Source organism: Bacillus marinisedimentorum (assembly GCF_001644195.2).
In the GTDB taxonomy this organism is placed as follows: Bacteria; Bacillota; Bacilli; order Bacillales; family Bacillaceae_O; genus Bacillus_BL; species Bacillus_BL marinisedimentorum.
On record NZ_LWBL02000011.1, the window covers coordinates 34,360 to 57,802 of the forward strand.

The window sequence follows — 23,443 nt, forward strand, 5'->3', positions numbered from 1 at the left end:
CAATGGCACATTTTGATGCATATGCGAATGAATATGATGCATGGTACACGACACCGCTCGGGCAATATGCCGATGATGTGGAGAAGGTTCTGATCAAAGATCTCGCCGATCCGAAAGAGGACGAACGTGCGCTTGACATCGGTTCCGGAACCGGAAATTATTCAATTTGGCTGGCGGAAAGAGGCCTGGATGTGACAGCGCTGGACCAGTCGGATGAAATGACGAAGATCGCTAAGAAGAAGGCATTTGCTAGAGGCCTTTCGATTGATTTCCGCCTCGGGCATGCTGAAACCCTTCCATTTGAAGATGAATCGTTCGATCTGGTCACATCGGTTACAGCGGTTGAATTCATGGATAATCCGTCAACCGTTTTGAAGGAAGCGATGCGGGTGCTGAAGCCCGGCGGTCGCCTTGTAATCGGCCTGCTGACCCTCGACAGCCCGTGGGGTGAGATGTACCGCCAAAGTGTTGCCGCCAATCCTGACAGCCTGTTTGCAAAAGCGCACCTTTATAAGGAAGAGGAAGTGAAGGATTTGCTTCCGCAGGAATACACGCTGAAAAAAGGGTTATATTATCCGCCTCACCAGGAATTTGATGCTGAAGAGGCGGCCGAAACGGAATATAAGAACCAGAAAATGCAGACGGACAGGGCCGGGTTTTTTGCTGTCCGCTGGGTGAAGGAGGAGCAACGATGATTTCATGCCAGCTGTCTCTTTACCCCCTCGGCACCGAGTCGTACGATGATGTTGTCTCCCGTGCGGTCGAACACATTTTGCCGCTGAAGGAAGAAGGCCTTACAATTGAAGTCGGCAGTATGAGTTCTGTCGTGAAAGGACCGGATGATGTTGTCTGGAAAGCAGTCCGGACGCTTTTTGAAGCGGCAAAAGATGAGAAGATTGTGCTGAACACCACATTTTCCAATGAATGCGGATGTGATTTGTAAGTCTTTCCCTTCCCTTCTGGCTATAGCCGGGAGGGATTTTTTTGTAACTTCTCCCCTTTCCGGTTCGTATCACTTTATATAGAGATTATATTAGGGGGCTTTTGGTATGCAAGTTGACTACGGGTTTGAGGGAAGTATCGTTGCTTCCATTCTTCAGCTGGCCGCTTGGGGGATTCTCGGTTTTACCATTTATTCAATTTATCGCAAACAAGAAGAAAAGCCGAAAATGTGGAAAGCTGCACTGATTGCGCTCATCGGCATTTTTTCCTTTTCAATCACTCTTCCATGGCATGGACAGTTCATTAAGGTTCCGGTTTTGCCGCTCGGTGCCTGGTTTGTTTTTCTTTATTTCAATCGCCGCGGGGAAGGCTGGCAAAGGTTCCGGCGTTTTGCCTGGAGCGGATTTTTTGCCAATTTTCTTTTTCTGACGGCGGCACTGGCGGCCCCTCCGATTGAAAACCTCGTTTATCCGGAAGACGCTGCATCCACCTATATTGCAGATGCCGATCATGCATCGGTTACCTTGCTCTATCCAGCTGCGGATTCTGCAATCGTAAATGAAGAAGCACTCCTTGGGCAAGTTAAGGAAATGAAAAGGGAGACTGTCCGGCCTATAGAATGGCATGAGGAAAGCTGGAACCGGCAAAACGAGCGCTTCCCGTATCAATTGACCGGCACGTCGCCTAAATGGGGAAGCGGCATTCCTCTTGTCATCTATGTAGAAAAAGACGGCAAAGGCCTGCTCGTGGAAACGCCTGAAAACCAGTTCTATTTCCGTTCACCAGATTCATTTTTAGAGGGGGGAGAATAGAATGACCCGTAATGTTAAAACAACAATTGGAATTGCAATAATTTTTGCAGCAGTTGCAGTCATCTACATGTTCTATTTTGCCCCTCCCGCTCCTTTACCTGATGAAGCACAGCTGCTGGAAAAGATGGATGAGACCTTTCCTGCAGGCCATGCAACAGAAATACTGGATACACTTCAGCTGGACAGCGGGTATGTGTTTGTGCCATTCATCAGCAGCGGTGACGATTATGGTGCAAGCTACTGGGAATGGAAACTTCATGACTGGAAACCGGTCCGGATCGACACAACCGGGGAACCGCAAATCTGGACACCGGAGCCCGGGGACGACTCCTCCTCTTATGCCGTCTGGAACTTTCACCCAAAGGACAAGATCAGCAAAGCTTCCTTTTATTTGCTTCGGGACAACAGCTATTCGATCTCGCCCCGGTCAGAAATCTACATACCGAAAGTGCAGTTGGAAACCGCGGCTGATGTCAGCGCGAAGTCTTACGGCATAATGGAAATGCCGGAAAGCTGGAATTCGCTTCTTGACCCTTCAAAAGATATTCAGGAGGCGCGATATCCGAACACATACCTCAACTTCGGTTTTTCAGAACAAACGATGAGAACGGGTGCCATTCTCTATGACAGCGAAGGAAACCAGGCCTTTCCTGACCACTCTGTTAATGGCAAAGGATATTCGAATGGAAATATAATGCTTGAATATATGCATTTTTTAAATGAAGAAGAATTATTATCCAATGAATAGAAAAAAAAACGGAACCTTCGCTGACTGGGGTTCCGTTTATTCTTCCATCCCTTTTTTATCCTTCACTTCCCATGCCAAAGCCGCAAAAACTTAAGTCCATCAAAACCGTAAAGGGGGAAAATTCACGGAAGCTGCCGTAGATTCCCGGTTATATGAATACCATATTTACCGATTTTTCATCCAGCCTTGCCTTCCGGCCGTTCTTCCTTGCCCATCAGCAGGAAGCTGAGCAAATATGCTGAACTTGTCACGGTAAACAGGGCAAATATTCCTGGTGTGAGTGCAAAATACAGGCTCAGCGGAAGTGACCACAGGAATGCGATTAACATGAAACTTTTTTTGACAGACAGTGACGCCCGAATCGCCATTGCGGCAGGGAGAACGAGCATAAAAAAGGTGTTAAAAGCGGGTTCGGGTCCGCTCGCACTGGCGTAAGGATTAACGAAACTGAATATAAACCATAACATGATGGTTGCCAGTCCAGCTCCAATCCCGACAATTGCTGACCATTTTTTAATACCATCCGCCCCCTCTTCTTAGCGCTTTCATGACAGGCCCTGCCACCAATACAGCGAGATCATGGTGCTTAGCAAGCCAACTAACAGGGAAACGTCGCTCCTCCCTTTTTCTATGACTAAGGAAGCCGCAGCTATATACAAGATAAACAGAAGCACAAAATGGATTGGTGCAAAGTCCGCATAGGATTGAGCGGTGAATAAGATGATAAGCACGATGACATGGAGTCCGTCATATTGCTGCAGTCCTAACCCTTTCGTCATTTCATTCCCACCTTTACTTGATACACTATGCCTCTTTCAAACTGTCAAGCATCACATATCCCAGCGCAATCCCCGCAATGAGCGCCAGCGGAATGTCCGAATTACCCACGATTGCAGCACCAAACGGAAGCATTCTTCCAAAAGGAAGTGAAAAGTAAAGATGCATCATCTGTGAGACATACAGTGCCGGCAAGCCGATGCCGAGCAGTTTCGCCCAGTTGATGGACCACTCTTTCCCTTCTTTGATATCACGGATGAATGTTGGCAGCCGGAACAGCATGCCGATCATGACTGGAAACAGAGTTGCGTAGATGAGGACCAGTCCCATTGGAACCCCTTCATAAAAAGTGTTCCGTAAGTCAAGGGGAACCTTAAACCCCCAATAAACTAGCGCACCCATTACTGCTGCGTACAGGGCATATAAAATCAGGCGCTTCATATGAACCGTCTCCTTTCATCCTTATTCACAAGCTGAAGTTCCGAGTTTTATCTTCACCTTTTATTATACGGGATAACCTGGTGTAAAGTTTCAATTTTCTGTATTTTTAAGGGAATACAATTGCGCAAGGCGTCCGCTTGGCGGTGTACGCATAAGCGGGGTACCCGCAGGGAGGTTCGCTTTCCTCCCCGAGGGGATCGCCGCTCATGACGATAGCCGCTGGCACCTGGAGCCGGACGATTCCCAATACGATGCCAGACCAACACAGCCTGAGTACCCCGGGGATGGAAATTTGCACGTTCTTCCACCGTTTCAAGAAAGCCGACGGCCAAAACCGGGTTGTTAACTCATATACAGGATCATTCCAACCATTTAAGCCCGGTAACCATCCGGATTTGTCTCATTTTATAAAAAGACTATTCCTTTTCTTCGTATTTCACGCCAGATGACTGTTCCTTCGCGCCATATCCCCGGCCTTTCACGCCGTATGCGAACAACCGCAATCAGGGGGTGCACTTTCGCGCGGAATCCCGTTTCTTTCACGCCAAACGATCAGTGTTTCATGCGCAATAGCCCATATTTCATGCCGTAGAGGCCAACTTTCACGCCGTAGCAGCTGTTTCGCGCCGTTCAGCCCGGCTTTCACGCCGGAACTCCTTTTTTCATGCAAGGCGACAGACCCTGGCTCGCAGCTGGACATCTCGAATTGCGCAAGGCGCCCGCTTATGACGATAGCCACTGTGCCTAAGCTGGACATTGACCTTGCATGAAACTTATGCTTTCTTACTTAGTAAAAAAACCCGCCCGATGTCCGGACAGGTTTTTCAGCGAAGCAATCTTCTCAATATCTTTCTGGCAATATAGCCTTTCGTACCGCCTTTGATGTAGCCTCCGCGATAGCCTCTTTTTCCGCCGCGCAGCACCCGGCTGACGGAATAGACGCCTTTTGCAATCATAATCAGCCTGCGCATCGTCATCCTCCTCTTTTATAGGCATCCCCGAAGCCTTGAATGTTTCAGGGCGCCGGAAGTGAGTGTGTCAGATTTTATCAGCTTAAGCGCTCTTCATGGTCACGTTTTTGGATTTCATCATCACCGAATCCGTCTTCCCTGTCACGCAGCAGGTGGGCAAGCCGGCTCGCTGCATTTGATGCGATACTTGCGACGAGGTCATCAAGAAACGTGTGGATCTTATTCTTTTCCGGTACTGTATCCAGTTCATGGATGACGCCGGTCTTTTGCTTATCGAGAAAACCGAATGTAGTGACAGCGATGCTTCCATAGCCGAATACTGCTCCGATCGCGAGGGTTTCATCGACGCCGAATAGGCCTTCATCAGCTGCGACGATGGATTGCAGCGGCTCGGACAGTTTGCCCTGCTCTGCCAATTTATCAAGCTCGATGCCGACAAGGACGGCATGCTGGATTTCACGTTTTTGCAGGACCGCTTCGACACTTTCGATGCAGTCCCTCAGGTCGATCTGATCACCGGCAAAAGGTGCTTGCAGATCATAGACAATTTCAGCGATCGACTTGATTGTGACCCCCCGTTCTTCAATCAGCGCACGTGCCGCAGCTTCTACGTCCCTGCTGTGCACACGTTTTATATCTGAGTTACCCATAATCAAACTCTCCTCTCAACAACGTATCTTTTTGGTGTATTCCCTATTATAGCACTTATTAATCTTTCAGCCTTACTGGAAGAAACTCACGGCAATTGCCTCCGGCCAATTATGCTACAATTATTGAAGAGAGTATACAGATTGATTGGATGGAGGCGGTAACATGGCAGATATTCAAAGAGGAAAAATCGAAGAACAGATGCTGTACAGTGACATATTGGGTGAAGACGTGACATTGCTCGTTTATTACCCGCCCAACTTTTCACCGTTATATAAATATACCATTTTAATTGCACAGGACGGCCGTGATTACTTTACGCTCGGCAGGATCGCCCGGACTGCAGACAGGCTGTTGGATGAACAAAAAATCGAAAACACAATCATTGTCGGTATTCCTTACCGGGATGTGGAAGACAGGCGGGCCAAATACCATCCGAAGGGGGAAAAACACAGGGCATACCTCCGCTTTCTGGCGAATGAACTTGTCCCTTACCTGGATCATGCTTTCCCAACTTATCAGATGGGCGGCGGGCGGGCGCTTATCGGTGACTCACTTGCGGGAACGGTATCCCTTCTCGCTGCGCTTTCCTATCCGCATACGTTCGGCCGGGTGCTGCTGCAGTCGCCTTACGTGACAGATGACGTGCTGTCAGCGGTTGAGTCGTTTGAGCATACGCAGCTGCTTGAGGTTTATCATGTTATAGGAAAAAACGAAACAGCGGTCGAAACGACGAATGGGAAGACGAAAGATTTTATTAGGCCGAACCGGAAACTGAATGAACTTTTCAAAGCAAAAGGATTCACCTTTTTTTATGATGAATTTGACGGCGACCATACATGGACATACTGGCAGCCGGATCTTGAGCGGGCTCTTGCTGTAATGCTGAAACGTTATTAATTTTGCCGAGGTATGAAGTTGTAAGAATTTTTGATATAATATGGTAAGAATTATATGATATCAGCATCCTGCTTAGGAGGGAACCGGACATGTCATTGAAGTATGGTGTAGCTATTTTTCCATCTAAGACCCTGCAAGATCTCGCAAATTCTTATCGCAAACGCTATGATTCCCACTATTCGCTAATCCCGCCTCATCTTACCCTGAAGGAACCGTTCGAGGTAGATGACAGCGATCTGGATGAGCTTGTACAGAAAATTGGCGGCATTGCAAAGCAGGTCGATCCTTTCACTTTGCATGTGTATAAAGTGGGGACATTTTATCCTGCTAATAATACGATATATTTGAAAGTCGAACGGCAGGATGAGCTTGAAAAGCTGCATCAGCTGCTTTATTCAGGGAATTTAAAACAGGAACAGCGCTATTCGTTCGTTCCTCATATCACCATTGCCCAGGATTTGTCCGATGATGAACATTCCGATGTTCTCGGAAGGACAAAAATGATGGATATCGAATACGAAGAAACTGTTGACCGCTTCCAGCTCCTTTATCAGCTGGAGAATGGTTCATGGACCGTCTATGAAACATTCCGGCTTGGGAAGGACGAGTAGGAAATGGACGTAAGATTGGTTCAGACAGACAGCGAGCTTGAAGACGCTTTTGAAGTGCGGAAGATTGTGTTCGTGGATGAGCAAAATGTTCCTGTTGAAGAAGAAATTGACCAGTATGAAGAGGATTCTGTTCATTTTGTGGCCTATGACGCCAGCAAACCAGTTGCGGCCGGGCGGCTTCGGATCCTGGAGGATACAGGTAAAGTCGAACGGATTTGCGTTCTCGCGGACTACCGTAAAACGGGACTCGGGAAGCAAGTCATGGAAGCGATTGAACAGCACGCCGCCGAACTCGGCGCCTCAACAGCAAAATTGAATGCCCAGACACATGCAGAAGCCTTCTACGGCAAGCTCGGCTATGAAACAGTTTCCGGTCTATTCATGGACGCCGGCATTCCGCATGTGACGATGGTGAAAAAACTGAAATAACCGCTGATATGCGGGCTATTTCGCAACCCAATAAATTCATTCAAAAAGCAGCGGCCGCTTTTCACAGCGGCCGTTTTTTATTTGCCTGTGACAGTGACTGTTCGACAGGTGCCTGTCACCTGTCGAACGAGTGTCGAATAGGAGGAGGGAAGTTGATGAATCATGCTTTTTCGGTTGCCGATCCTGAGATGATTGAAGATGTGTCTCAAAAGGGGCTGGCAGCAAAACCGTTTGTTTTGAAGTATGCAAAAGTTTTAGATCAAATATGGGAGGTCATCCCGCCGAAGGGAATCGTGTTTCACGATTATCTTTCCGCGACAGAAGTGTTTGCCAACACGCCGCTGCCCGCGTATACGTCGAAGAATCTGATTCATGTGTGTCCTGTCGAGAATGTATGGGAGGACATTTTTTTGAACGCAGCGTCGGAGTGCAGGCAGCTGAATGTTGAGCTCTTTTACAAAACGCTGAGTTCCGTTGATATGGCGGTCATTGCCGCCCATCAATATACACACCATCTCGCCTGTTTTCTTGATTCCTTGGAAGAAGCCGATGATGCCGCCTGGTTCATTGAGGGTCTCTCTTGTTACTTGCCGCGGCGGCTTCTGTACGATGAGGAGCGCTTTGAGGCCGTCATGGCTGTTGAAGAGGATCTGATCCGTACGTATCGCCCGCTATTCGGCAATTACGCACTGCGGGCGTTCGGACAGGCGGAAGAGCCGGGTAACGGTCCTGCTGGAACATTGTACGATTACTGGCGCAGCACCAGGACGGTCCGTTATCTTGTTGAGGAATGCGCTGCCGGCAACATCAAGCCGCTGCTTCAGCATTATGTGGACTGGAAAAATGAAGGGAAACGGTATCCGTTCAATCGCTACCTTGCCCACCGGTATAAGATTGAAAATGGGCAGGCGGCAGATCTGGGGCTTGTGTAACATAACCACGAATCATCCCAGGATAAGCGGAACTGACCATTTTGTCTTACCGCTTGGATGCTGCACGCTGCAGATTGGATGACGGTCATTTTTGAGGGGCCGCTTTACGTCTTTGTTAGAATGAACAGCCGTTTTTATGTCCATACTATCCTGTAAGTATGCATGAGGCGGGTGAATCAGTTTGAATGATTTTTTACAAATTGGTACTGAACTGGTTATCGGTTTTATCGCCCTGTTCTTCCTGACGAAATTATTGGGGAAAAACCAGATTTCTCAGATTACAGCGTTTGACTTTGTATCAGCTATCGTACTTGGTGAACTCGTCGGTAATGCTCTGTACGATAACGAAACAAAAATCACGAAAGTTTTATTTGCCGTGGTGCTCTGGGGAATGCTGATCTATTCAACCGAACTGATCACACAAAAATTCAAGCGTGCCCGCTCATTTTTAGAAGGACAGCCCTCCATCCTGATTTCCCATGGGAAACTGGATCGGCAGGCACTAAAGAAAAATCAGCTGGATATCAATCAGCTGCAGCATTTGCTGAGATCAAAAGACGTATTTTCACTCCGGGAGGTTGAATATGCCATCCTGGAAACAGACGGCAGCGTCAACGTCCTGAAGAAATCCGCGTTCGCCAACCCGACCCGCAGCGATATGAATCTGCCGGAAGAAAAAGTGATTCTTCCAATTACCCTCATAACCGACGGCGAAGTCATCTGGGACAATCTTGAACAATCGGGATTCGACAAGGACTGGCTTCAGGGGCAAATCCAGGTGCACGGAGCCCGGGAGATCAAAGACGTCCTCTATGCCGAATGGAAGGAAGGCGAATCGCTTCACGTGATCACGATGTGAGCTTTTTGAATAATGCCAGGCAATTGCGTCGCAATTGCCTGGCATTTTTTGTTGCTGTTTATTTCAGTTTCACGCACATTTTGTAATCGTGCACAACAAACTCCGCTTTTGAGCGGGCGATGAGGGCTTCAGCGTAGGCGGTGACTGCGGTGCGGTACAGTGCCCAGCTGCCGAGGTTGTTCAGGTGCACATTCCACGTTTTGCACATGAGCCGGACGAGGTCTTCCTGGCTCAGCAGCCCGCCTTCATTTTCAAGCAGCGAAACCATGCTCGCAAGGACTTTTTCATGATAATCAAGATTAGCCTGGACGGTTTTCTGCCATTCTTTTTCAAACTGGCCATGCCCCGGCACCGCCCCATCACATTCCATTCCAAGAAGCTTATTCAGTGAAGCAATCGTTTTACCCGCATCAATCAGGTATGGAATTTTATGTTTAGCCAGCTGGTCAGTGCCAAAGTATCCATCAGCGGCAAACAACACCCCATCTGCGAGCAGGCCGAGCTGGTACATACTATGGCCACCTAACTCCACCAGCTCAACAGCAAACGGGCCGATCCGGCACTCCCCCTCTTCAACGACTGCATCCGCCGTCAGCGGCGGTCCTTCCAGAAACTTATTACGCAGTTCAGCGGGCGGTTCGTTCCCCTGGAACAAATAATACGGCTCAAGGATAGGGTAACGAAGCACCGCCTCCTCAAGGGCCGGTGCATAAACCGTCACACCTCCGCCCTTTACCAGCTCCTGTGCGCCGCCGTAATGGTCGGCATGCGCATGGGTAATGAACAAATCAGTGAGCGGCATCCCCTTCTCACCCAGCTTCCGCTTCACTTTTTTCGCCGCCGATTTATCGAGGCCCGCATCAATCATCAATCCCGATTCACCGTCCGTCATGTACCCGATGTTTACCGCCCCGTTAAAATAAAAACACCGTTCTGAAATCTGGATCATCTCCATCGGAGTCCCTCCCCCTTTTGTATGGCTGCATAAGTTTCATACTTCGGTTTTTTGGCAAGACCAAAAGCGCAAGGCGCCCGCTTAGCGGCGTACGCATAAGCGGGGGGTCCCGCAGGGAAGTGCTCTTTTCTCCCGGAGGGGATCACCGCTTATGACGATAGCCGCTGGCGCCTGGAGCTGGACGATTCTCTTCTGGCTTTTTATCCACTGCGCTTAAATTTTATCATTTCCTTAACAATCAAAAAGGCCCCGTTCAATAGGGGCCCTTTTAAATCGATTCGTTTATTTTATATCCTTTTCCTGTTAACTCTGACAAAATCTCATTGAATTTCTTTGATTTTTTCACTTTTGTTTTATCATATAAAAATTCGACAGGTTTATGTCGTTCCAGGTTGTTCTGTCCATAGTTCAAAAGCTTTGTATCGAGCGTCGCCCGGTACACAGGAGATACTGTTAAGGCAGTCTGCCTGGTTGCAGTTGTGCGGTTCGCATATTGCGTATATTGGTCATGATTGATTGGTAAGATGTAACCCATTTCCCCCGCCTCCTCATTTCCTACTAATTACTTATTTACCCTTTTCCAGCCAGATTCAACCCTCTTTTTATCAAAAAATACCTGTTACGATAACTTATGATTTGATAAGATTAAACTTGTCGTTTCACCGAAAAAGGGCTATTCAGCATTCTACCGTCAGTGATGGTGCACGCCTTACCATATTATTCGCTTCTTGGCCGCGTTTTTTGAGGAGGTGCCGTCCATGAAAACGGCAAAACGGAACTATTCAATTATTCATTTACATACAATTCCCCGTGAAGATTATCAGTCCATCCACGAAGAAAGCATGAGGGGCGGACTGTCATGCCCTGTCTGCGGAAAAGAAGTGCGTCTCCACCTCGGCATTACCCGTGAGCCGCATTTTTATCATCCGGGCAATGTGGAACAGAATCACCTTTGTACAGCCGAAATAGATGATTCGGAACCGTTTGAAAATCGTAAGGAGCCGGAAGCTGCCGAAACAAAAACACCATCTTCCGGCGGCTTCTCGCTTCCGAAATCACGGGCAATCGGTCAGACCGCGAGTGATTCTGCCAAAACGGTGTGGAAGCCTTCAAAGCCGCTGACAGGGCTTCCTCCGTACCGTAAGCCTGATGTATCGCCTGCAGTTGTTGCCGACCATTATTTCCAGCTTTTAACGGAGCATGGTGTGTTCCTTGATGAAGAGCAATGGGAGGCGGTTTCACATACAGAAGGCCCGCTCCTTGTGTTCGCCGGGGCCGGGAGCGGCAAAACAAGGGTCCTAACGGCAAGGACGGCATATATGATTTGCGAGAAGGCAATCAACCCTGCTTCCATCATGCTTGTCACCTTTACCGCGAAGGCATCCAAAGAAATGAAGAAGCGGATTGCCGGTTACCCCGGCCTTTCGCAATCCTCCCTCCGCTCTTTAGTCGCAGGTACGTTCCACAGCATCTTTTATAAAATCCTTGCCCATCATGAATCCGAAAAATGGCAGTCTTGCAACTTGCTGAAGTGGGAATGGCAGCGTGAAAAAATCATCAAAGAAGCCGGTCGTGAACTTGATCTTGATGAGAAGGAATTCGCATTTGATGCAGCGCTCCAGCAAATCGGGTACTGGAAAAATTCCCGGATGCTTCCGGCGGACATAAAGCCGGATGATCAGTGGGAAGAACGGGCGGCTTTTTTATACAAACGGTATGAGGAGGCGAAAAAACAAAAAGGCTGGTTTGATTTTGATGATATGCTCTCCGGGTGCTATGAGCTGTTGTCTGAAAATAAGGAACTGCTTGAAAAGTATCAGCAGCGGTTTCAGTATTTCCTTATTGATGAATTTCAGGATATTAACAGGATCCAATATGATATCATCAAACTTCTATCCAGCCATACAGGCAATGTATGTGCAGTCGGCGATGATGATCAATCGATTTACGGCTTCCGCGGCAGCGAGCCGGCGTATATCCTGAATTTCCCGCGTGATTTCGCCAACACACGCACCGTGACGCTCGATCAGAATTACCGGTCTGCTCACCCTGTCGTTTCCGCTGCCAATGAAGTCATCTGTTTGAATAAGAACCGTAAAGACAAACGGATGCAAGCCCGATATGACAACCAAATGCCTCCAGTCGCATTTTATCCTCATGATGAAGAGGAAGAGGCTACAATGATTGTGACGGATATGAAAGAAAAGATTCAAAACGGAGTACGGCCAAGTGAATTCGCGATTCTCTACCGGACGCATTCCGCCTCGCGCGCAATGTTCGAGCGGCTTGCCCAGTCCAATCTTCCTTTTGTAGTGGATAGGGATGCGGAATCATTTTATGAGCGGAGGATGGTGCGGACAATGCTTGCGTATATGCGGCTGAGTCTGAATCCTGATGACAGCAAGGCGATGAGTGATCTATTGATGGCGCTGTTCATCAAGCGTTCCGCCCTTCGTGACTTGAAGGCTTCGAGCATATTGGAGGATTGTTCCATGCTCGATGCACTGCAGGAGCTTGACAGCATCCATCCGTTTCAGAAAAAGAAACTGAAGAAAATCATTCCGCTGTTTTCCAAATTGAAGACCCTTGCACCAGTAGCCGCCATCAGCATGATCGAGCAGGAGATGGGGTTTCAGGATTTCATAAAGAAAAGCGGGAATGAAGGCAATACGATTGAAAAAGGATCCGATGATATCCGCGATTTGAAGGTCGTTGCCAAAAAGTTCCCGGCGATTGCCGATTTGCTTGCTCACGCTGACCACATGACAGCGATGAACGACGAAATGAAAAAGCTCAGCAAACAATTTGAAGACGCCATACAGTTATCCACCATCCACCGTTCCAAAGGCCTTGAATACGAACATGTATATATTCTAGGGGCAGCAGAAGGAGGCCTTCCGCATGACCATGCCCTCGAATCATGGCGCAACGGCGATGACATCGCCCTCGAAGAAGAACGCCGCCTCCTCTACGTCGCCATGACCCGAGCCAAAGAATCGCTTACCCTCTCCATCCCTGAAAGGCGCCGCGGCAAAGCCGCCAACCCATCGCGATTCTTGAAACACCTGCTGCGCGGGACAGTTGTGAAGAAATGAATTGAAATGCCTGGCTATTGCGTCGCAATTGCCAGGCATTTTCAGTTGCGCTTTTTCTGCCGAAAACAAAAAGTTTGTCCATTCGCACAAACAGCTTCATGCATTCTGTTTCAAAAACCGCTCTAACTATGCACATAATAAAAACAGGCTTGCTAAGGAGGAATGAGTGTGGGACTTCGATTAAGTGTCCTTGACCAGTCACCGGTCTTAAGAGGAGATACAGCACGAGATGCATTACTGCAAACGACAGAGCTTGCAAGAAAGGTAGAGGAACTCGGATACCACCGTTTCTGGGTTTCTGAGCATCACAGTACGCCAAGCCTTGCCGGCTCTTCACCTGAGGTGCTTATTGCGCACCTTGCCGCCAACACTTCAACCATTCGGATCGGAAGCGGCGGTGTCCTCCTGCCGCATTACAGCGCCTATAAGGTGGCAGAAAACTTCCGGATCCTTGAGAACTTGCATCCTGGCCGGATCGATCTCGGCATCGGCCGCGCACCCGGCGGCATGCCGAATGTGAACCGGGCTCTCCATGACGGCCAGATCCGCAGCGCCGAACGGTATCCGGAACAAATTGATGAACTGCTCGCCTACCTTCGCGGTGAAGATCCCTATATGATGGGTGTCTACGCAACACCGACAGGGCCATCGATCCCTGAGTTATGGTTTCTAGGCTCAAGCGCAGCCAGCGCACTCCTTGCAGCTGAAATCGGCGCGTCTTTCACTTTCGCACATTTTATCAATTCACAAGGAGGCATGCTTGCGACCGATCGGTACCGATCCCGTTTCAGGCCTTCCGGACTGAACAGCGAACCGAAAACAAGTGTCAGTGTTTTCACGATTGCGGCTGATACCGAGCAGGAAGCGGAACGTCTCGCATCGAGCCTCGATCTCGCCCTGCTTCTTATTGAACAGGGTAAATCAAAGAACGGTTTTCCGCCGCCTGAAGAAGCACTGTCCTATACGTACAGCCCGTTTGAACGAGAGCGCGTGAGGGAAAACCGGAACCGTATGGTAGTCGGCGATGCCGCTCAAGTGAAGCAGCAGCTTGAAGAATTGGCAAAAGCATACGGGACTGAAGAAATAATCATCAACACGATTACATATCCTTTTGAAGAAAGGATCCGGTCATACGAACTTCTTGCCGACGCCTTCAGTTTGAACAATAATGAACAGGAGGGAAATTAAATGAAAGTACTTGTTATCGGCGCAAACGGCCAGGTAGGGAAACACATCGTCAGGCAATTAACGGAAAGCGAGCATGACCCGGTTGCAATGGTGCGTGACACCAACCAGGTGCCCCAATTTGAGGACATGGGTGCGAAAACCGTTTTAGCAGACCTTGAAAATGATTTTTCCCATGCCTTTTACGGATGTGATGCTGTCATTTTCGCTGCCGGCTCCGGACCGCATACGGGGGCGGATAAAACGATTCTTATCGACCAGGAAGGTGCGATCAAGTCCATTGATTATGCCAAACAGTTTGGCGTAAAGCATTTCGTCATGCTCGGCTCGATGGGATCGGACGCACCGGAAAAAGGCCCTGATTCCATGAAGTTTTATCTATATGCAAAGCGCCGTGCGGATGAATATTTGAAAACATCAGGATTGAACTATACAATCATCCGCCCTGGTGCCCTGACGAACACCGAGCCAGACGGAAAAGTCGATTTGCGGGAGAACGTCGGCGACCGAACCGGCCGCTCCATTCCACGAGCTGATGTGGCACGGGTCCTCGTTGAATCAGTCGGCAAACATAACGTCCGCGGCAAAACCCTTGAGCTACTGGAAGGTGAGAAGGACATCGGAAAAGCAGTCGAATCTGTTTAAAGGGGCCCCGCTTGACGAAAATTGCCTGGCAATTGCCAGGCACAAAAACACAAACCAAAAACCACCCATCAATCGGGTGGTTTTTTTGACATATTCTATACCCGCACCTGCTTTTTCTGCAGCATTTTAATCAGTTCTGCGTCTGATGAAGCGGGGATTTTAAACGTGTTGTGGTAGTTTTCAGGGCCTTTTCCGGTGATGAGGACCCATTCTCCTTCCTGTGCATTGTTCCATGCGGTCTGTATTGCTTCTGTCCGGTCATGGATGACAGACACTTTCTCAGGTCCTGCCTTCCCTTTTAAATTCTCAAGATCACTCAGCATTTCTTCCTCCGGCACTCCATTCAAGTCATCAAATGTGAGAATGACTTTGTCACTGTGTTCTATCGAAGAAAGAACCATTTCTTCCCGCTTGGAAAGATCGCGCTGCCCCCTGAAACCGAAAATATGTGTCACTGCAACAGGCTCAAAGCTGCGGATCGTTTCCAGGAAAACAGTCAAGGCAGATGGCGTGTGGGCATAATCCACAATGAATTTCCCGCCGTTCGGATGACGATACGTTTCAAATCGGCCCGGCACTCCCGGGAAACAGCGGAGCGCCTCTAAAATCACTTCCGGCTCAACGCCGATTTGCCTTGCTGTCAAAAATGCAGCCGTCGCATTTTCGATGTTGAATTTTCCAGGGAGCGGTATTTTGACATGGCGCAATTCGCCCTTGTCTAGAATATCAAAATTGGCCCCGTTCAAGCTTACTACCTCTTGTAAGACAGTATCATTATTCGGTTCACTTCCGAATGATGAAACGGACTGCCCTTTTCCTTCCAGCCGGTCAGCAAGCTTCCTCCCCCACGGACAATCACGGTTTACGATCGCCATTCCCTGGTCCTTCATATATTCAAAAAGCCTTGCTTTCACTTCAAAGTACTCTTCCATGCTCTTATGGTAATCAAGATGGTCATGGCTGAGATTCGTGAAAACGGCATAATCGAACATTTCGCCGCCGACGCGGTCCTGGTCAATCCCGTGGGAAGAAACTTCCATGACGACCGCTTCGTCTTTTGAATCATGCAGCATTTTCTGAAGCGACACAGCATCCGGTGTTGTGTTATCCGTTTTTTGCTTTTTGCCATTGATAACATATCCTACGGTTCCAAGCAGCGCACTGGAAATCCCGGCATACTCTAGAATATGCCGTACCATAAATGAAGTGGTCGTTTTCCCATTCGTGCCGGTGATGCCGATCAGAATGTGCTTATCCGCCGGGTTCCCATAAAATGCCCTGGCCAGCTTGCCAAGTGCTTTGCGGGCATTGCCTGTCCGGTAATAAGGCACCGGGAGCCCTTCCATTTCCTGTTCCCCGATTACAGCTGCCGCCCCTTTTTGAATGGCGTCCTCTATGTACTGATGTCCATCCACCTGATACCCTTTAATGGCGACAAAAAGATGGCCGGGCTGCACTTTGCCGGAATGGAAACTGATTCCGCTTATATCAACCGGTTCCCTAGAGATTGCCGGTGTAATGTCAAGATCGTGAAATAACTTGGCTAGTTTCATGGCTTCTCCTTTTTCTCGCAAAATTAGTAGAGGTTGATAATATATTTCGCAAAATCACTGGTTTTCATGTCCACTTTTCAATACCTTTGAATCATTTCCCGCTACAGCAATAAAAATAACCCTTTTTTTTGTAATTGAGGCAGCCATCATCCTTCTTTTTGCTTACCCTGAAGAATGTTGTTTTAACTTCCTCGAGTCTCCCCCGCACAAAGGAAATGTGGAGCATTTTACAGAAGTCTCGCTCGTTCGGCCCCGAAACATCATTGTTAATTAAAATTATACTTCAACCTGGCCTTTTCAACAGAGGCAAGGAAAGAGGGAAATGTGAAATTTTCTATGTCCTGCCTTCCTGACAAATTAAAGTCCTGTACAGGAACAAATGCGCAAGGTGCCCGCTTATGACGATAACCGCCGGCTCATGGAACTGAACGATTCTCTTCTGGCTTTTTATCCGCAACGCTTACATTTTATAATTTCCTTAACAGTAAAAAAGAAGAGCCCGCATAATGGACTCTTCCCTGCAAACCATTTACCAGAACCGGCGCCGTCTCCGCTCAGAACTTTCGTGCTTCAAACCGGAGCTTTCCGGGCCGAGCCCTGAACTTTCATGGCTTTCACGATGATGGCCGCGGCCTGAACTTTCGAGACCCCGTTCCGCGCCTCTTCCTCTTCTGCCGCCGAACCATGGATCAAAGCGATCCCTGTGGTGATCCCGGCGCCGTTCACGCGGGCGGATGATGACTTCATCTGCATCAACAAATAGACGGTCAACCTTAATGACCCTTTTCTTGTTTTCAGACATAATGTTGCATTCCCTCCCCTGCCTATGGCATTGTACACTGTTAACATATTCAGCTACCGTTCCGGCAGTATAGGCTCATATCCAATTTTTCAAGAATTCCTTAATTCCTAAAGAAACTATATGAAGTCGGGACAATGACCCACACCATCTGTCTCCCCGTTCATATCCTGTTAGAGACAATAGGTCAATAACTCATGTTAAAGGGAGGAAATCATTTATGGGTTGCCGTAAAGATCATGATACAGGTAACTGTGTATGTGACATCGTTAAGGCTATTGCCGATGCACAATCAGATGTGGTGGAAAATTGCTGTGATGTAAGCTGTGAAAAATCAATCGAGGATCTTCTAAGTCCTGTTGCAGCAAATGATCTCGATACTGTTCCTTTCATTCTTTTCTGTGAAGGGGACTGCAAGCCTTTTAAAGGCTTCGGTGTAAGAACAGACAACAGTGATCTCGAATGCTTTGAAAGCTTCATCTTCCGTGTGAAGTCTGTCGATAAAGATTGCTGTGCTCTTCTGGAACTGCTTGATACCGGTGACGGAAATGCTTGTAAAGATCCATGCGATCAGTTTAAAGGTGATGTGGGAACCGGTGATCTGACCCGCACTGGCATTTGCATTACAGTAGACCTTGACTGCTTCTGCGGCATCAGCTGCCTGCCAGCGGTCAGCACAATGGACTAAGGATCAAATAAGAAGACTGCGGATATATTTTCGCAGTCTTTTTTTCTGTTTTGGGTTTAAATCGTCAGCAGGAAATTGCTTCGGCGCAAGTGGACAATTTTAAGAATATAGATTGGTTCTATACGCCTCTGTCTTCGCACGATTCAACGTCCGTAAAGAAAACCCGCCACTTATCGAGCCTTTAGGAGGATGCCGTGATTTTCTAATTCGGTTCGTACAATCCGTCTTCACCTTAGACGGAATTTATACCCGGCGCAAAGACCTGGTCCCAAAAAAACAAGCCCGCATTCTCGGGCTTGTTTTCTGACTGTCAATTGAAACTTTTCATCTTGATGTCTCGAATCTCTTCAATCCGTATATTCAGATTGCGAGGCGAACCAAAGTGGAAAACCATGATTTTATCTTCCTTTTTAGAGGCTACGATCCCCCGGTAACTGCGTTGTTCAGTCACTATTTCACATTTAATCGGCGGGATTCCGAACGGCAAGTTCAGCAAATAATCGATGCGTTCCGGGATGCTCATTTCTTTAAAAGCCAGGCTGTCCTTATGTGTGTTCTCTTTTTTATGTTTGGAGTCTTCCTTTTGGGAAGCCGTTACCTCTGGTTCTTTATCGGTGTCCGGCTGTTTCTTGTTTTCATCATTTCCTTTTCCTTTTATCCCTTTTCCATTTTTGGATTCAGCCTTCTTCTGCTTCTGCAATGCTGGTGAATCATTTCCCTGTTTTTCAGGTTCAGCCTGATGCGGGTTCACTTTGAAAATGTTCTGCATCCTTTTGGGCGTATTGCCAAAAGACGGCTGATTAATATAAAGCATTGGCCCGTTATTCTTTTCCTTATGAATGCTCATCAAAACCCTCCTCATGCTTTCATAAGCCATTCTCCATTGACATAGTATGCGGTTATCCGGGAGATGTGCCTAACGCTGATGGAGCGATTGCCAGGCAATTGCCTGGCAATCTCTCCAAACCCCAGTTCCTTGCAACTCTTTCTTTCAGCAGTTTGCATAAAGAAACCCCTGCCGGGTGCCGGCAGGGGTTATGGTGTTGGGTTTTGTTATCTTCCAAGGATATGGAAGCCGGAGTCGACGTGGAGGGTCTCTCCTGTCAGTCCGCGCGACAGGTCGCTCATCAGGAATACAGCTGTATCTCCGACTTCTTCGGTTGTCGTGGTCCGTCGCAGCGGTGCCCTTTCCTCGATGTCCTTGAGGATTGAGTTGAAGTCACCGACGCCTTTGGCAGACAGTGTCCGGATAGGCCCGGCAGAGATGGCATTGACACGGATTCCTTCTTTACCAAGATCGGCAGCAAGGTATTTCACGCTTGCATCAAGGGAAGCTTTGGCGACACCCATCACGTTATAATTCTCAACCACGCGCTCGCCGCCGAGATAAGTAAGGGTAACGATGCTTCCGCCTTCTGACATCAGATCGTATTCACGGATTGCTTTGGCAACGGCAGTAAGGGAATAAGCACTGATATTCTGTGAAAGCAAGAATCCTTCCCGTGTTGTATTCAGAAAGTCCCCTTTCAACTCTTCCTTATTGGCAAAAGCGATGCAGTGCGCCAGTCCATGAACAACGCCCGCTTTTTCTTTGATTTCAGCAAAACATTTGTCAATATCCGCATCGTCTGTCACATCACATGGCAGCACAGGGGCATCCTCCTGCCCTTCAAGTGTTTCCACAAGCTGGCGGACATTTTTCTCAAGCCGTTCGCCTGCGTATGTGAAAATCAGGCTGGCACCGGCATTATGAAGTGAACGGGCAATTCCCCATGCGATGCTGCGCTTGTTCGCAACACCCATAATTACATATGTACGGCCTTTCAAATTCAACATCTTATATCCCCCTCAATTATTTTTGAGACATGTTATTAGTACCTGGTTATATGAATAATATTATAACACAGTTTTTCTCCCTAAAACCAATATTAGCAAAAGTTAAACTTGAGACTGCAGGGGTCCAGGATAACTTTTTACCATATGAAAAGCCGCCCTGGCTGCAGAGCGGCTGTTTTTCGGTCAATCACGTATTTATGCTTGCTGGTTTGCATCAGTTGATCTACACATATTCCAATTCTTCACGAAGTTCTTCGGCATATTCTTTTGACCCTGTTACAATCAGGCGGTCCCCAAGCACAAGTTCGGTATCCCCATGCGGAACGATCGAATCTTTCCCGCGGAAGATGCGGACCATGATGACATCCCCGGTGAATGGGAAGTTCCGCAAATAGATGCCATCGTATGCCGGATTATTCATATTTACCTGATACAGCGCACTTTCCTGTTTCGTGAACATGTTCATGACGCCGGGAGACTCGATCATTGCCTTAAGCAGAGCTTTTGTCGAGAAGAAAACCGAGAATACCTCGATGCCGTTCGCTTTCATCGCTTCATCAAGTTCCGATGTCTCCACCCGGGCAATGACGCGTTCAATTCCCGCCTTCTTCCCGTAGATTGCAATTTCGCCGTTAACCTCTTCATCACCCGTCGATACAACGAGCACATCAACATCAAAAACTTGCAGCTGTTTCAAATTATCAATGGAATAACTGTCAAGTTCGATGATGTCAAAACAGGAATTCGAAATTTGCTTATCAATTTTATCCTGGCGGGTGTGGAACAGGTACGTTTTGAAATGATCATAGTCAAGTTCGCGTGTAACCGGCAGTGTATAGCGGTTCGCCCCTATGAAGGCAATTGTGGTGATATGGTCATCTTCTGTTTCATTTTTATAAAGCTTCGCAAACAGGATCGGTGACACGATACATGTAATGACCGCCACCAGAATGAGCGCTGAGGACATCTGCTTATCAATAATATCCATCCGTTCACCGATTGTCGCCGCCGCAATAACAAGCGAGAGTGTCGATGTCAAAATAAGCCCGGATGCCATGACATTATTCCAGGCATACCACCTTTTCAGAACAAGTGACGGGAGCATCTTGGAAATCAAAAGAGCCAAAAACAGCAGCGGAATCAAAAGGAGCACTTTCGGTTCGCTGAACAGCCCCCAGATTTCAAGGTCAACTCCGACCATCACAAAGAAAACCGGAATTAAAAAGCCATACCCGAATGAATCCAGCTTGTGCACCATTTCCGGATTCGGCGAAAGCAATGATACGAGCACGCCGGCCAGGAACGCACCGAGAATGTTTTCTGCCCCGACGGTTTCAGATAGGCCGACAAGAATGATGAGCAATGCGAAAATGGCCCGCATTCCGATTTGGATCGTGCCCGTCGACATTGTTTCAAGAAATGACCGGTGCTTGAAATGTTTGCCGAGGAAATAAAACAGGACACCGACTCCGAACAGGATCAGAAGCAGCCACATGCTTCCATGTCCTTCTCCGTATAATGAAACAAATACGGCAAGCAGGATCATCGTAACCAGGTCGGCAATAACCGCGACAAGGAGGATCGTCTGGCCCAAGTTCGATTTCATAATACCGGCATCCTTCAAAGTCGGAACGACAATGCCGAGCGATATCGTGGAAATGATCAAGGTCATCAAGAAAGCATTTTCGATAAACCCGGCCCACACGAAGCCAAGGGACATGAGCAAGGATACTGTAAACACAATAATGAAGATGACCGATGCAACTAAAAATGCATTGGGAGCATCTTTGCCATTAGGCAGTTTTTCTTTCTTCGTGGTACCGGCAAACGCACTGAAATCAATTTCAAGTCCGCTCAAAAACATCAGGAAAATAAAGCCGAACGTTGAAATCGTTTCGAGCCAGACATCCTGCTGGACAATATCTAAGCCGCTTTTGCCTATAATCAACCCCATAATGATTTCCGCCACTACGACCGGAATGATCCGGAGCCTGAAACGGTGCAGTAAAATCGGCGTGATAAAAGCGACAATAAGGACAATGACGAGTGATGTAAATGAGGCATGTGATTCCATTGCCTACCTCCTTTCAAACCTTCACTTATAAATAGAGGATCCGCTGTTAAAATAGACCACGGCGGTTACGATATATTTTCATAACAAATACTGCATGAAAACAGTAGCCATGCCGAAATAAATCAACAGGCTGATAATGTCATTAAGCGTTGTGATGAACGGTCCTGATGCTACAGCCGGGTCGACATTCAGGCGGTGCATCAATAGCGGAACAAGAGCACCGGCGAGCGTCGCGACAACGAGCGTAATCTGGATGGAGAACCCGACAAGCAGTCCGAGGAATAATTGATGATGCCAGAAATAGACGATAATTGCAACAACTATGCCTGAAATTGTTCCGGTGATGACCCCTGTACCTGCTTCCCGGCGGATTAGCCTCCAGCGGCTTTCTTCCTCAAAATCGCCGGTGGCAATCCCACGGACGGCAACTGCCAGCGCCTGAGTTCCTGAATTCCCTGCCATTCCGGCAATGAGCGGTATAAAAGTTGCCAGAATGGCCACTTTATCCAGCGTCGCCTCAAACATCCCGATCAAGTTCGCGGTGATCAGCCCGAGAAACAGCAGAATGATGAGCCATGGGAGACGTTTTTTGGCTGCAATCATAGGATCCCTGTCGGCCGTATCCATATCGGATACACCGGCAAGACGTGAGTAGTCTTCGTTTGCCTCTTCATCCATGACGTCCATGATATCATCGACTGTGATGATACCGAGCAAGTGATTTTTAAAATCGACAACCGGAAGAGCGAGGAAGTCATAGTCTTTCATCATGCGCGCGACTTCTTCCTGATCCTTGCCGGCTGAAACGGACACCACTCGTTCATTCATGACATCCTGGATGAGCTCGCCATCTTCCGCGATGATCAAGTCACGGAGGGAAACGACACCAACAAGCCGCTTCTGCCGGTCAATCACGAAAATATAGTAAATCGTCTCCGCTTCCGGAGCTTCTTTTTTAAGGATTTGCATGGCTTCTCTGACCGTATTGCTTGAGTGAATGACAACATACTCAGTTGTCATGATGCTGCCCGCCGTTTTTTCTTCATAATGGAGCAGCTGCTTGATTTCTTTGACAGCTTCACGGTCCATTAAAGCAAGGTAGCTTGCGATCTGTTCTTTATCCAATTCGTTCAGGACATCGACTGCATCATCCACATACATGTCAGAAAGCATCTTCGCTGTAAAAGCAGGCTCCATTTCGTTAAGGATCATTTCCTGCTCATCGGTTTCGAAGTTTTCAAAGATTTCTGCCATCTCTTCCGGGGAAAGATACGTATAGATCCGTTCCCTGATCTCTTCAGGCTGCTTCAGGAAGAATTGGGCCTGGTCATAAGGATGTGCCTGGAAAAACTCATTCCGGAAAAGTTCTATTTCATCCTGAGCCAGGGCAGATTCCAGCTTTTTTTGATATTCAAGTTTTTCGATCTCTTCCAAATGATCCATCTGAACCCCTCCTTACTCCTGAGGTAATATGTATGATGGAAATCGGCATGCGACTATTATTTCTTAATCATCTTAACAGAAGGCATGCATGTTGTCGTCA

27 protein-coding genes are annotated in these 23,443 nt (G+C 47.9%); 13 read left to right on the plus strand and 14 right to left on the minus strand.

From position 1 onward, the window contains the following. Positions 1-2: 2 nt before the first annotated feature. The 4 genes from A4U59_RS03135 to A4U59_RS03150 all read left to right on the plus strand — a co-directional run bounded on the left by A4U59_RS03135 (position 3) and on the right by A4U59_RS03150 (position 2,502). Complete coding sequence (locus tag A4U59_RS03135) at positions 3-695, plus strand: class I SAM-dependent methyltransferase (RefSeq protein WP_070119701.1); 693 nt, start codon at positions 3-5, stop codon at positions 693-695. Further along, entirely contained in the window at positions 692-943 is a 252-nt protein-coding gene (locus A4U59_RS03140) for a YkoF family thiamine/hydroxymethylpyrimidine-binding protein (RefSeq protein ID WP_070119702.1), read from the plus strand. The genes A4U59_RS03135 and A4U59_RS03140 overlap by 4 nt, the downstream gene beginning before the upstream one ends. Before the next feature lie 106 nt (positions 944-1,049). After that, positions 1,050-1,754 (plus strand): hypothetical protein, encoded by a 705-nt coding sequence (locus A4U59_RS03145; protein ID WP_070119703.1) that lies wholly within the window; start codon positions 1,050-1,052, stop codon positions 1,752-1,754. A 1-nt stretch (position 1,755) separates the two neighbouring features. Next, on the plus strand, positions 1,756-2,502 hold the full coding sequence (locus A4U59_RS03150) for a hypothetical protein (protein WP_070119704.1): 747 nt from the start codon (positions 1,756-1,758) through the stop codon (positions 2,500-2,502). A 176-nt stretch (positions 2,503-2,678) separates the two neighbouring features. On the opposite strand, the gene A4U59_RS03155 is transcribed toward A4U59_RS03150, so the two are convergent. The 6 genes from A4U59_RS03155 to A4U59_RS03175 all read right to left on the minus strand — a co-directional run bounded on the left by A4U59_RS03155 (position 2,679) and on the right by A4U59_RS03175 (position 5,341). Further along, the gene (locus tag A4U59_RS03155; protein WP_083270630.1) at positions 2,679-2,969 is read right to left on the minus strand and encodes a hypothetical protein; all 291 of its coding nucleotides are present in this window, start codon (positions 2,967-2,969) and stop codon (positions 2,679-2,681) included. A gap of 78 nt (positions 2,970-3,047) precedes the next feature. After that, a complete protein-coding gene (locus A4U59_RS03160; RefSeq protein WP_070119706.1) occupies positions 3,048-3,281 on the minus strand; it encodes a hypothetical protein in 234 nt (77 codons plus the stop codon). 25 nt (positions 3,282-3,306) lie between these two features. Then, positions 3,307-3,720, minus strand: a complete 414-nt coding sequence (locus A4U59_RS03165) for a hypothetical protein (RefSeq protein WP_070119707.1) — start codon at positions 3,718-3,720, stop codon at positions 3,307-3,309. Between the two features lie 478 nt (positions 3,721-4,198). After that, complete coding sequence (locus A4U59_RS21620) at positions 4,199-4,477, minus strand: hypothetical protein (protein WP_169823898.1); 279 nt, start codon at positions 4,475-4,477, stop codon at positions 4,199-4,201. A gap of 67 nt (positions 4,478-4,544) precedes the next feature. After that, positions 4,545-4,691 (minus strand): hypothetical protein, encoded by a 147-nt coding sequence (locus A4U59_RS21255; RefSeq protein ID WP_157888125.1) that lies wholly within the window; start codon positions 4,689-4,691, stop codon positions 4,545-4,547. Between the two features lie 77 nt (positions 4,692-4,768). Then, on the minus strand, positions 4,769-5,341 hold the full coding sequence (locus A4U59_RS03175) for a phosphatidylglycerophosphatase A family protein (RefSeq protein WP_070119709.1): 573 nt from the start codon (positions 5,339-5,341) through the stop codon (positions 4,769-4,771). A gap of 163 nt (positions 5,342-5,504) precedes the next feature. On the opposite strand from A4U59_RS03175, the gene A4U59_RS03180 reads away from it, so the two are divergent. The 5 genes from A4U59_RS03180 to A4U59_RS03200 all read left to right on the plus strand — a co-directional run bounded on the left by A4U59_RS03180 (position 5,505) and on the right by A4U59_RS03200 (position 9,070). Continuing rightward, complete coding sequence (locus A4U59_RS03180; RefSeq protein WP_070119710.1) at positions 5,505-6,239, plus strand: alpha/beta hydrolase; 735 nt, start codon at positions 5,505-5,507, stop codon at positions 6,237-6,239. 95 nt (positions 6,240-6,334) lie between these two features. Next, positions 6,335-6,850 carry a YjcG family protein gene (locus A4U59_RS03185; protein ID WP_070119786.1) on the plus strand — a complete coding sequence of 172 codons (516 nt, stop codon included), beginning with the start codon at positions 6,335-6,337 and terminating at the stop codon, positions 6,848-6,850. Between the two features lie 3 nt (positions 6,851-6,853). Further along, positions 6,854-7,279 (plus strand): GNAT family N-acetyltransferase, encoded by a 426-nt coding sequence (locus tag A4U59_RS03190; protein WP_070119711.1) that lies wholly within the window; start codon positions 6,854-6,856, stop codon positions 7,277-7,279. A 155-nt stretch (positions 7,280-7,434) separates the two neighbouring features. Continuing rightward, the gene (locus A4U59_RS03195; protein WP_070119712.1) at positions 7,435-8,211 is read left to right on the plus strand and encodes a hypothetical protein; all 777 of its coding nucleotides are present in this window, start codon (positions 7,435-7,437) and stop codon (positions 8,209-8,211) included. A 181-nt stretch (positions 8,212-8,392) separates the two neighbouring features. Next, complete coding sequence (locus tag A4U59_RS03200; protein WP_070119713.1) at positions 8,393-9,070, plus strand: DUF421 domain-containing protein; 678 nt, start codon at positions 8,393-8,395, stop codon at positions 9,068-9,070. A gap of 58 nt (positions 9,071-9,128) precedes the next feature. Here the strand turns inward: A4U59_RS03200 and A4U59_RS03205 are convergent, their stop codons facing one another. After that, positions 9,129-10,025, minus strand: coding sequence for an MBL fold metallo-hydrolase (locus A4U59_RS03205; protein WP_070119714.1), 897 nt, complete (start codon positions 10,023-10,025; stop codon positions 9,129-9,131). 268 nt (positions 10,026-10,293) lie between these two features. Continuing rightward, complete coding sequence (locus A4U59_RS03210) at positions 10,294-10,560, minus strand: hypothetical protein (protein ID WP_070119715.1); 267 nt, start codon at positions 10,558-10,560, stop codon at positions 10,294-10,296. Between the two features lie 223 nt (positions 10,561-10,783). Here A4U59_RS03210 and A4U59_RS03215 point away from each other — a divergent pair, with 223 nt between their 5' ends. The 3 genes from A4U59_RS03215 (at position 10,784) to A4U59_RS03225 (ending at position 14,950) form a co-directional block, all read left to right on the plus strand. Continuing rightward, complete coding sequence (locus A4U59_RS03215) at positions 10,784-13,120, plus strand: UvrD-helicase domain-containing protein (protein WP_070119716.1); 2,337 nt, start codon at positions 10,784-10,786, stop codon at positions 13,118-13,120. 168 nt (positions 13,121-13,288) lie between these two features. After that, the gene (locus A4U59_RS03220) at positions 13,289-14,308 is read left to right on the plus strand and encodes an LLM class flavin-dependent oxidoreductase (RefSeq protein ID WP_070119717.1); all 1,020 of its coding nucleotides are present in this window, start codon (positions 13,289-13,291) and stop codon (positions 14,306-14,308) included. Then, a complete protein-coding gene (locus tag A4U59_RS03225; RefSeq protein WP_070119718.1) occupies positions 14,309-14,950 on the plus strand; it encodes an SDR family oxidoreductase in 642 nt (213 codons plus the stop codon). A 95-nt stretch (positions 14,951-15,045) separates the two neighbouring features. Here the strand turns inward: A4U59_RS03225 and A4U59_RS03230 are convergent, their stop codons facing one another. Beyond that, positions 15,046-16,503 carry a UDP-N-acetylmuramoyl-L-alanyl-D-glutamate--2,6-diaminopimelate ligase gene (locus A4U59_RS03230; protein WP_070119719.1) on the minus strand — a complete coding sequence of 486 codons (1,458 nt, stop codon included), beginning with the start codon at positions 16,501-16,503 and terminating at the stop codon, positions 15,046-15,048. A gap of 529 nt (positions 16,504-17,032) precedes the next feature. After that, positions 17,033-17,305: a hypothetical protein gene (locus A4U59_RS03235; protein WP_070119720.1), complete on the minus strand. Its 273-nt coding sequence runs from the start codon at positions 17,303-17,305 to the stop codon at positions 17,033-17,035. 217 nt (positions 17,306-17,522) lie between these two features. Between A4U59_RS03235 and A4U59_RS03240 the strand changes: the two genes are divergently transcribed. Then, positions 17,523-17,990 carry a CotY/CotZ family spore coat protein gene (locus tag A4U59_RS03240; RefSeq protein ID WP_070119721.1) on the plus strand — a complete coding sequence of 156 codons (468 nt, stop codon included), beginning with the start codon at positions 17,523-17,525 and terminating at the stop codon, positions 17,988-17,990. Positions 17,991-18,300: 310 nt separating this feature from the next. Here A4U59_RS03240 and A4U59_RS03245 read toward each other — a convergent pair whose 3' ends face one another. The 4 genes from A4U59_RS03245 to mgtE form a co-directional block, all read right to left on the minus strand. Continuing rightward, positions 18,301-18,837 carry a CotO family spore coat protein gene (locus A4U59_RS03245; protein WP_070119722.1) on the minus strand — a complete coding sequence of 179 codons (537 nt, stop codon included), beginning with the start codon at positions 18,835-18,837 and terminating at the stop codon, positions 18,301-18,303. A gap of 206 nt (positions 18,838-19,043) precedes the next feature. Beyond that, complete coding sequence (gene fabI / locus A4U59_RS03250; RefSeq protein WP_070119723.1) at positions 19,044-19,826, minus strand: enoyl-ACP reductase FabI; 783 nt, start codon at positions 19,824-19,826, stop codon at positions 19,044-19,046. A 223-nt stretch (positions 19,827-20,049) separates the two neighbouring features. Then, a complete protein-coding gene (locus tag A4U59_RS03255) occupies positions 20,050-21,900 on the minus strand; it encodes a monovalent cation:proton antiporter family protein (protein ID WP_070119724.1) in 1,851 nt (616 codons plus the stop codon). Positions 21,901-21,978: 78 nt separating this feature from the next. Further along, positions 21,979-23,343 (minus strand): magnesium transporter, encoded by a 1,365-nt coding sequence (mgtE, locus tag A4U59_RS03260; RefSeq protein WP_070119725.1) that lies wholly within the window; start codon positions 23,341-23,343, stop codon positions 21,979-21,981. Positions 23,344-23,443 lie beyond the last annotated feature (100 nt).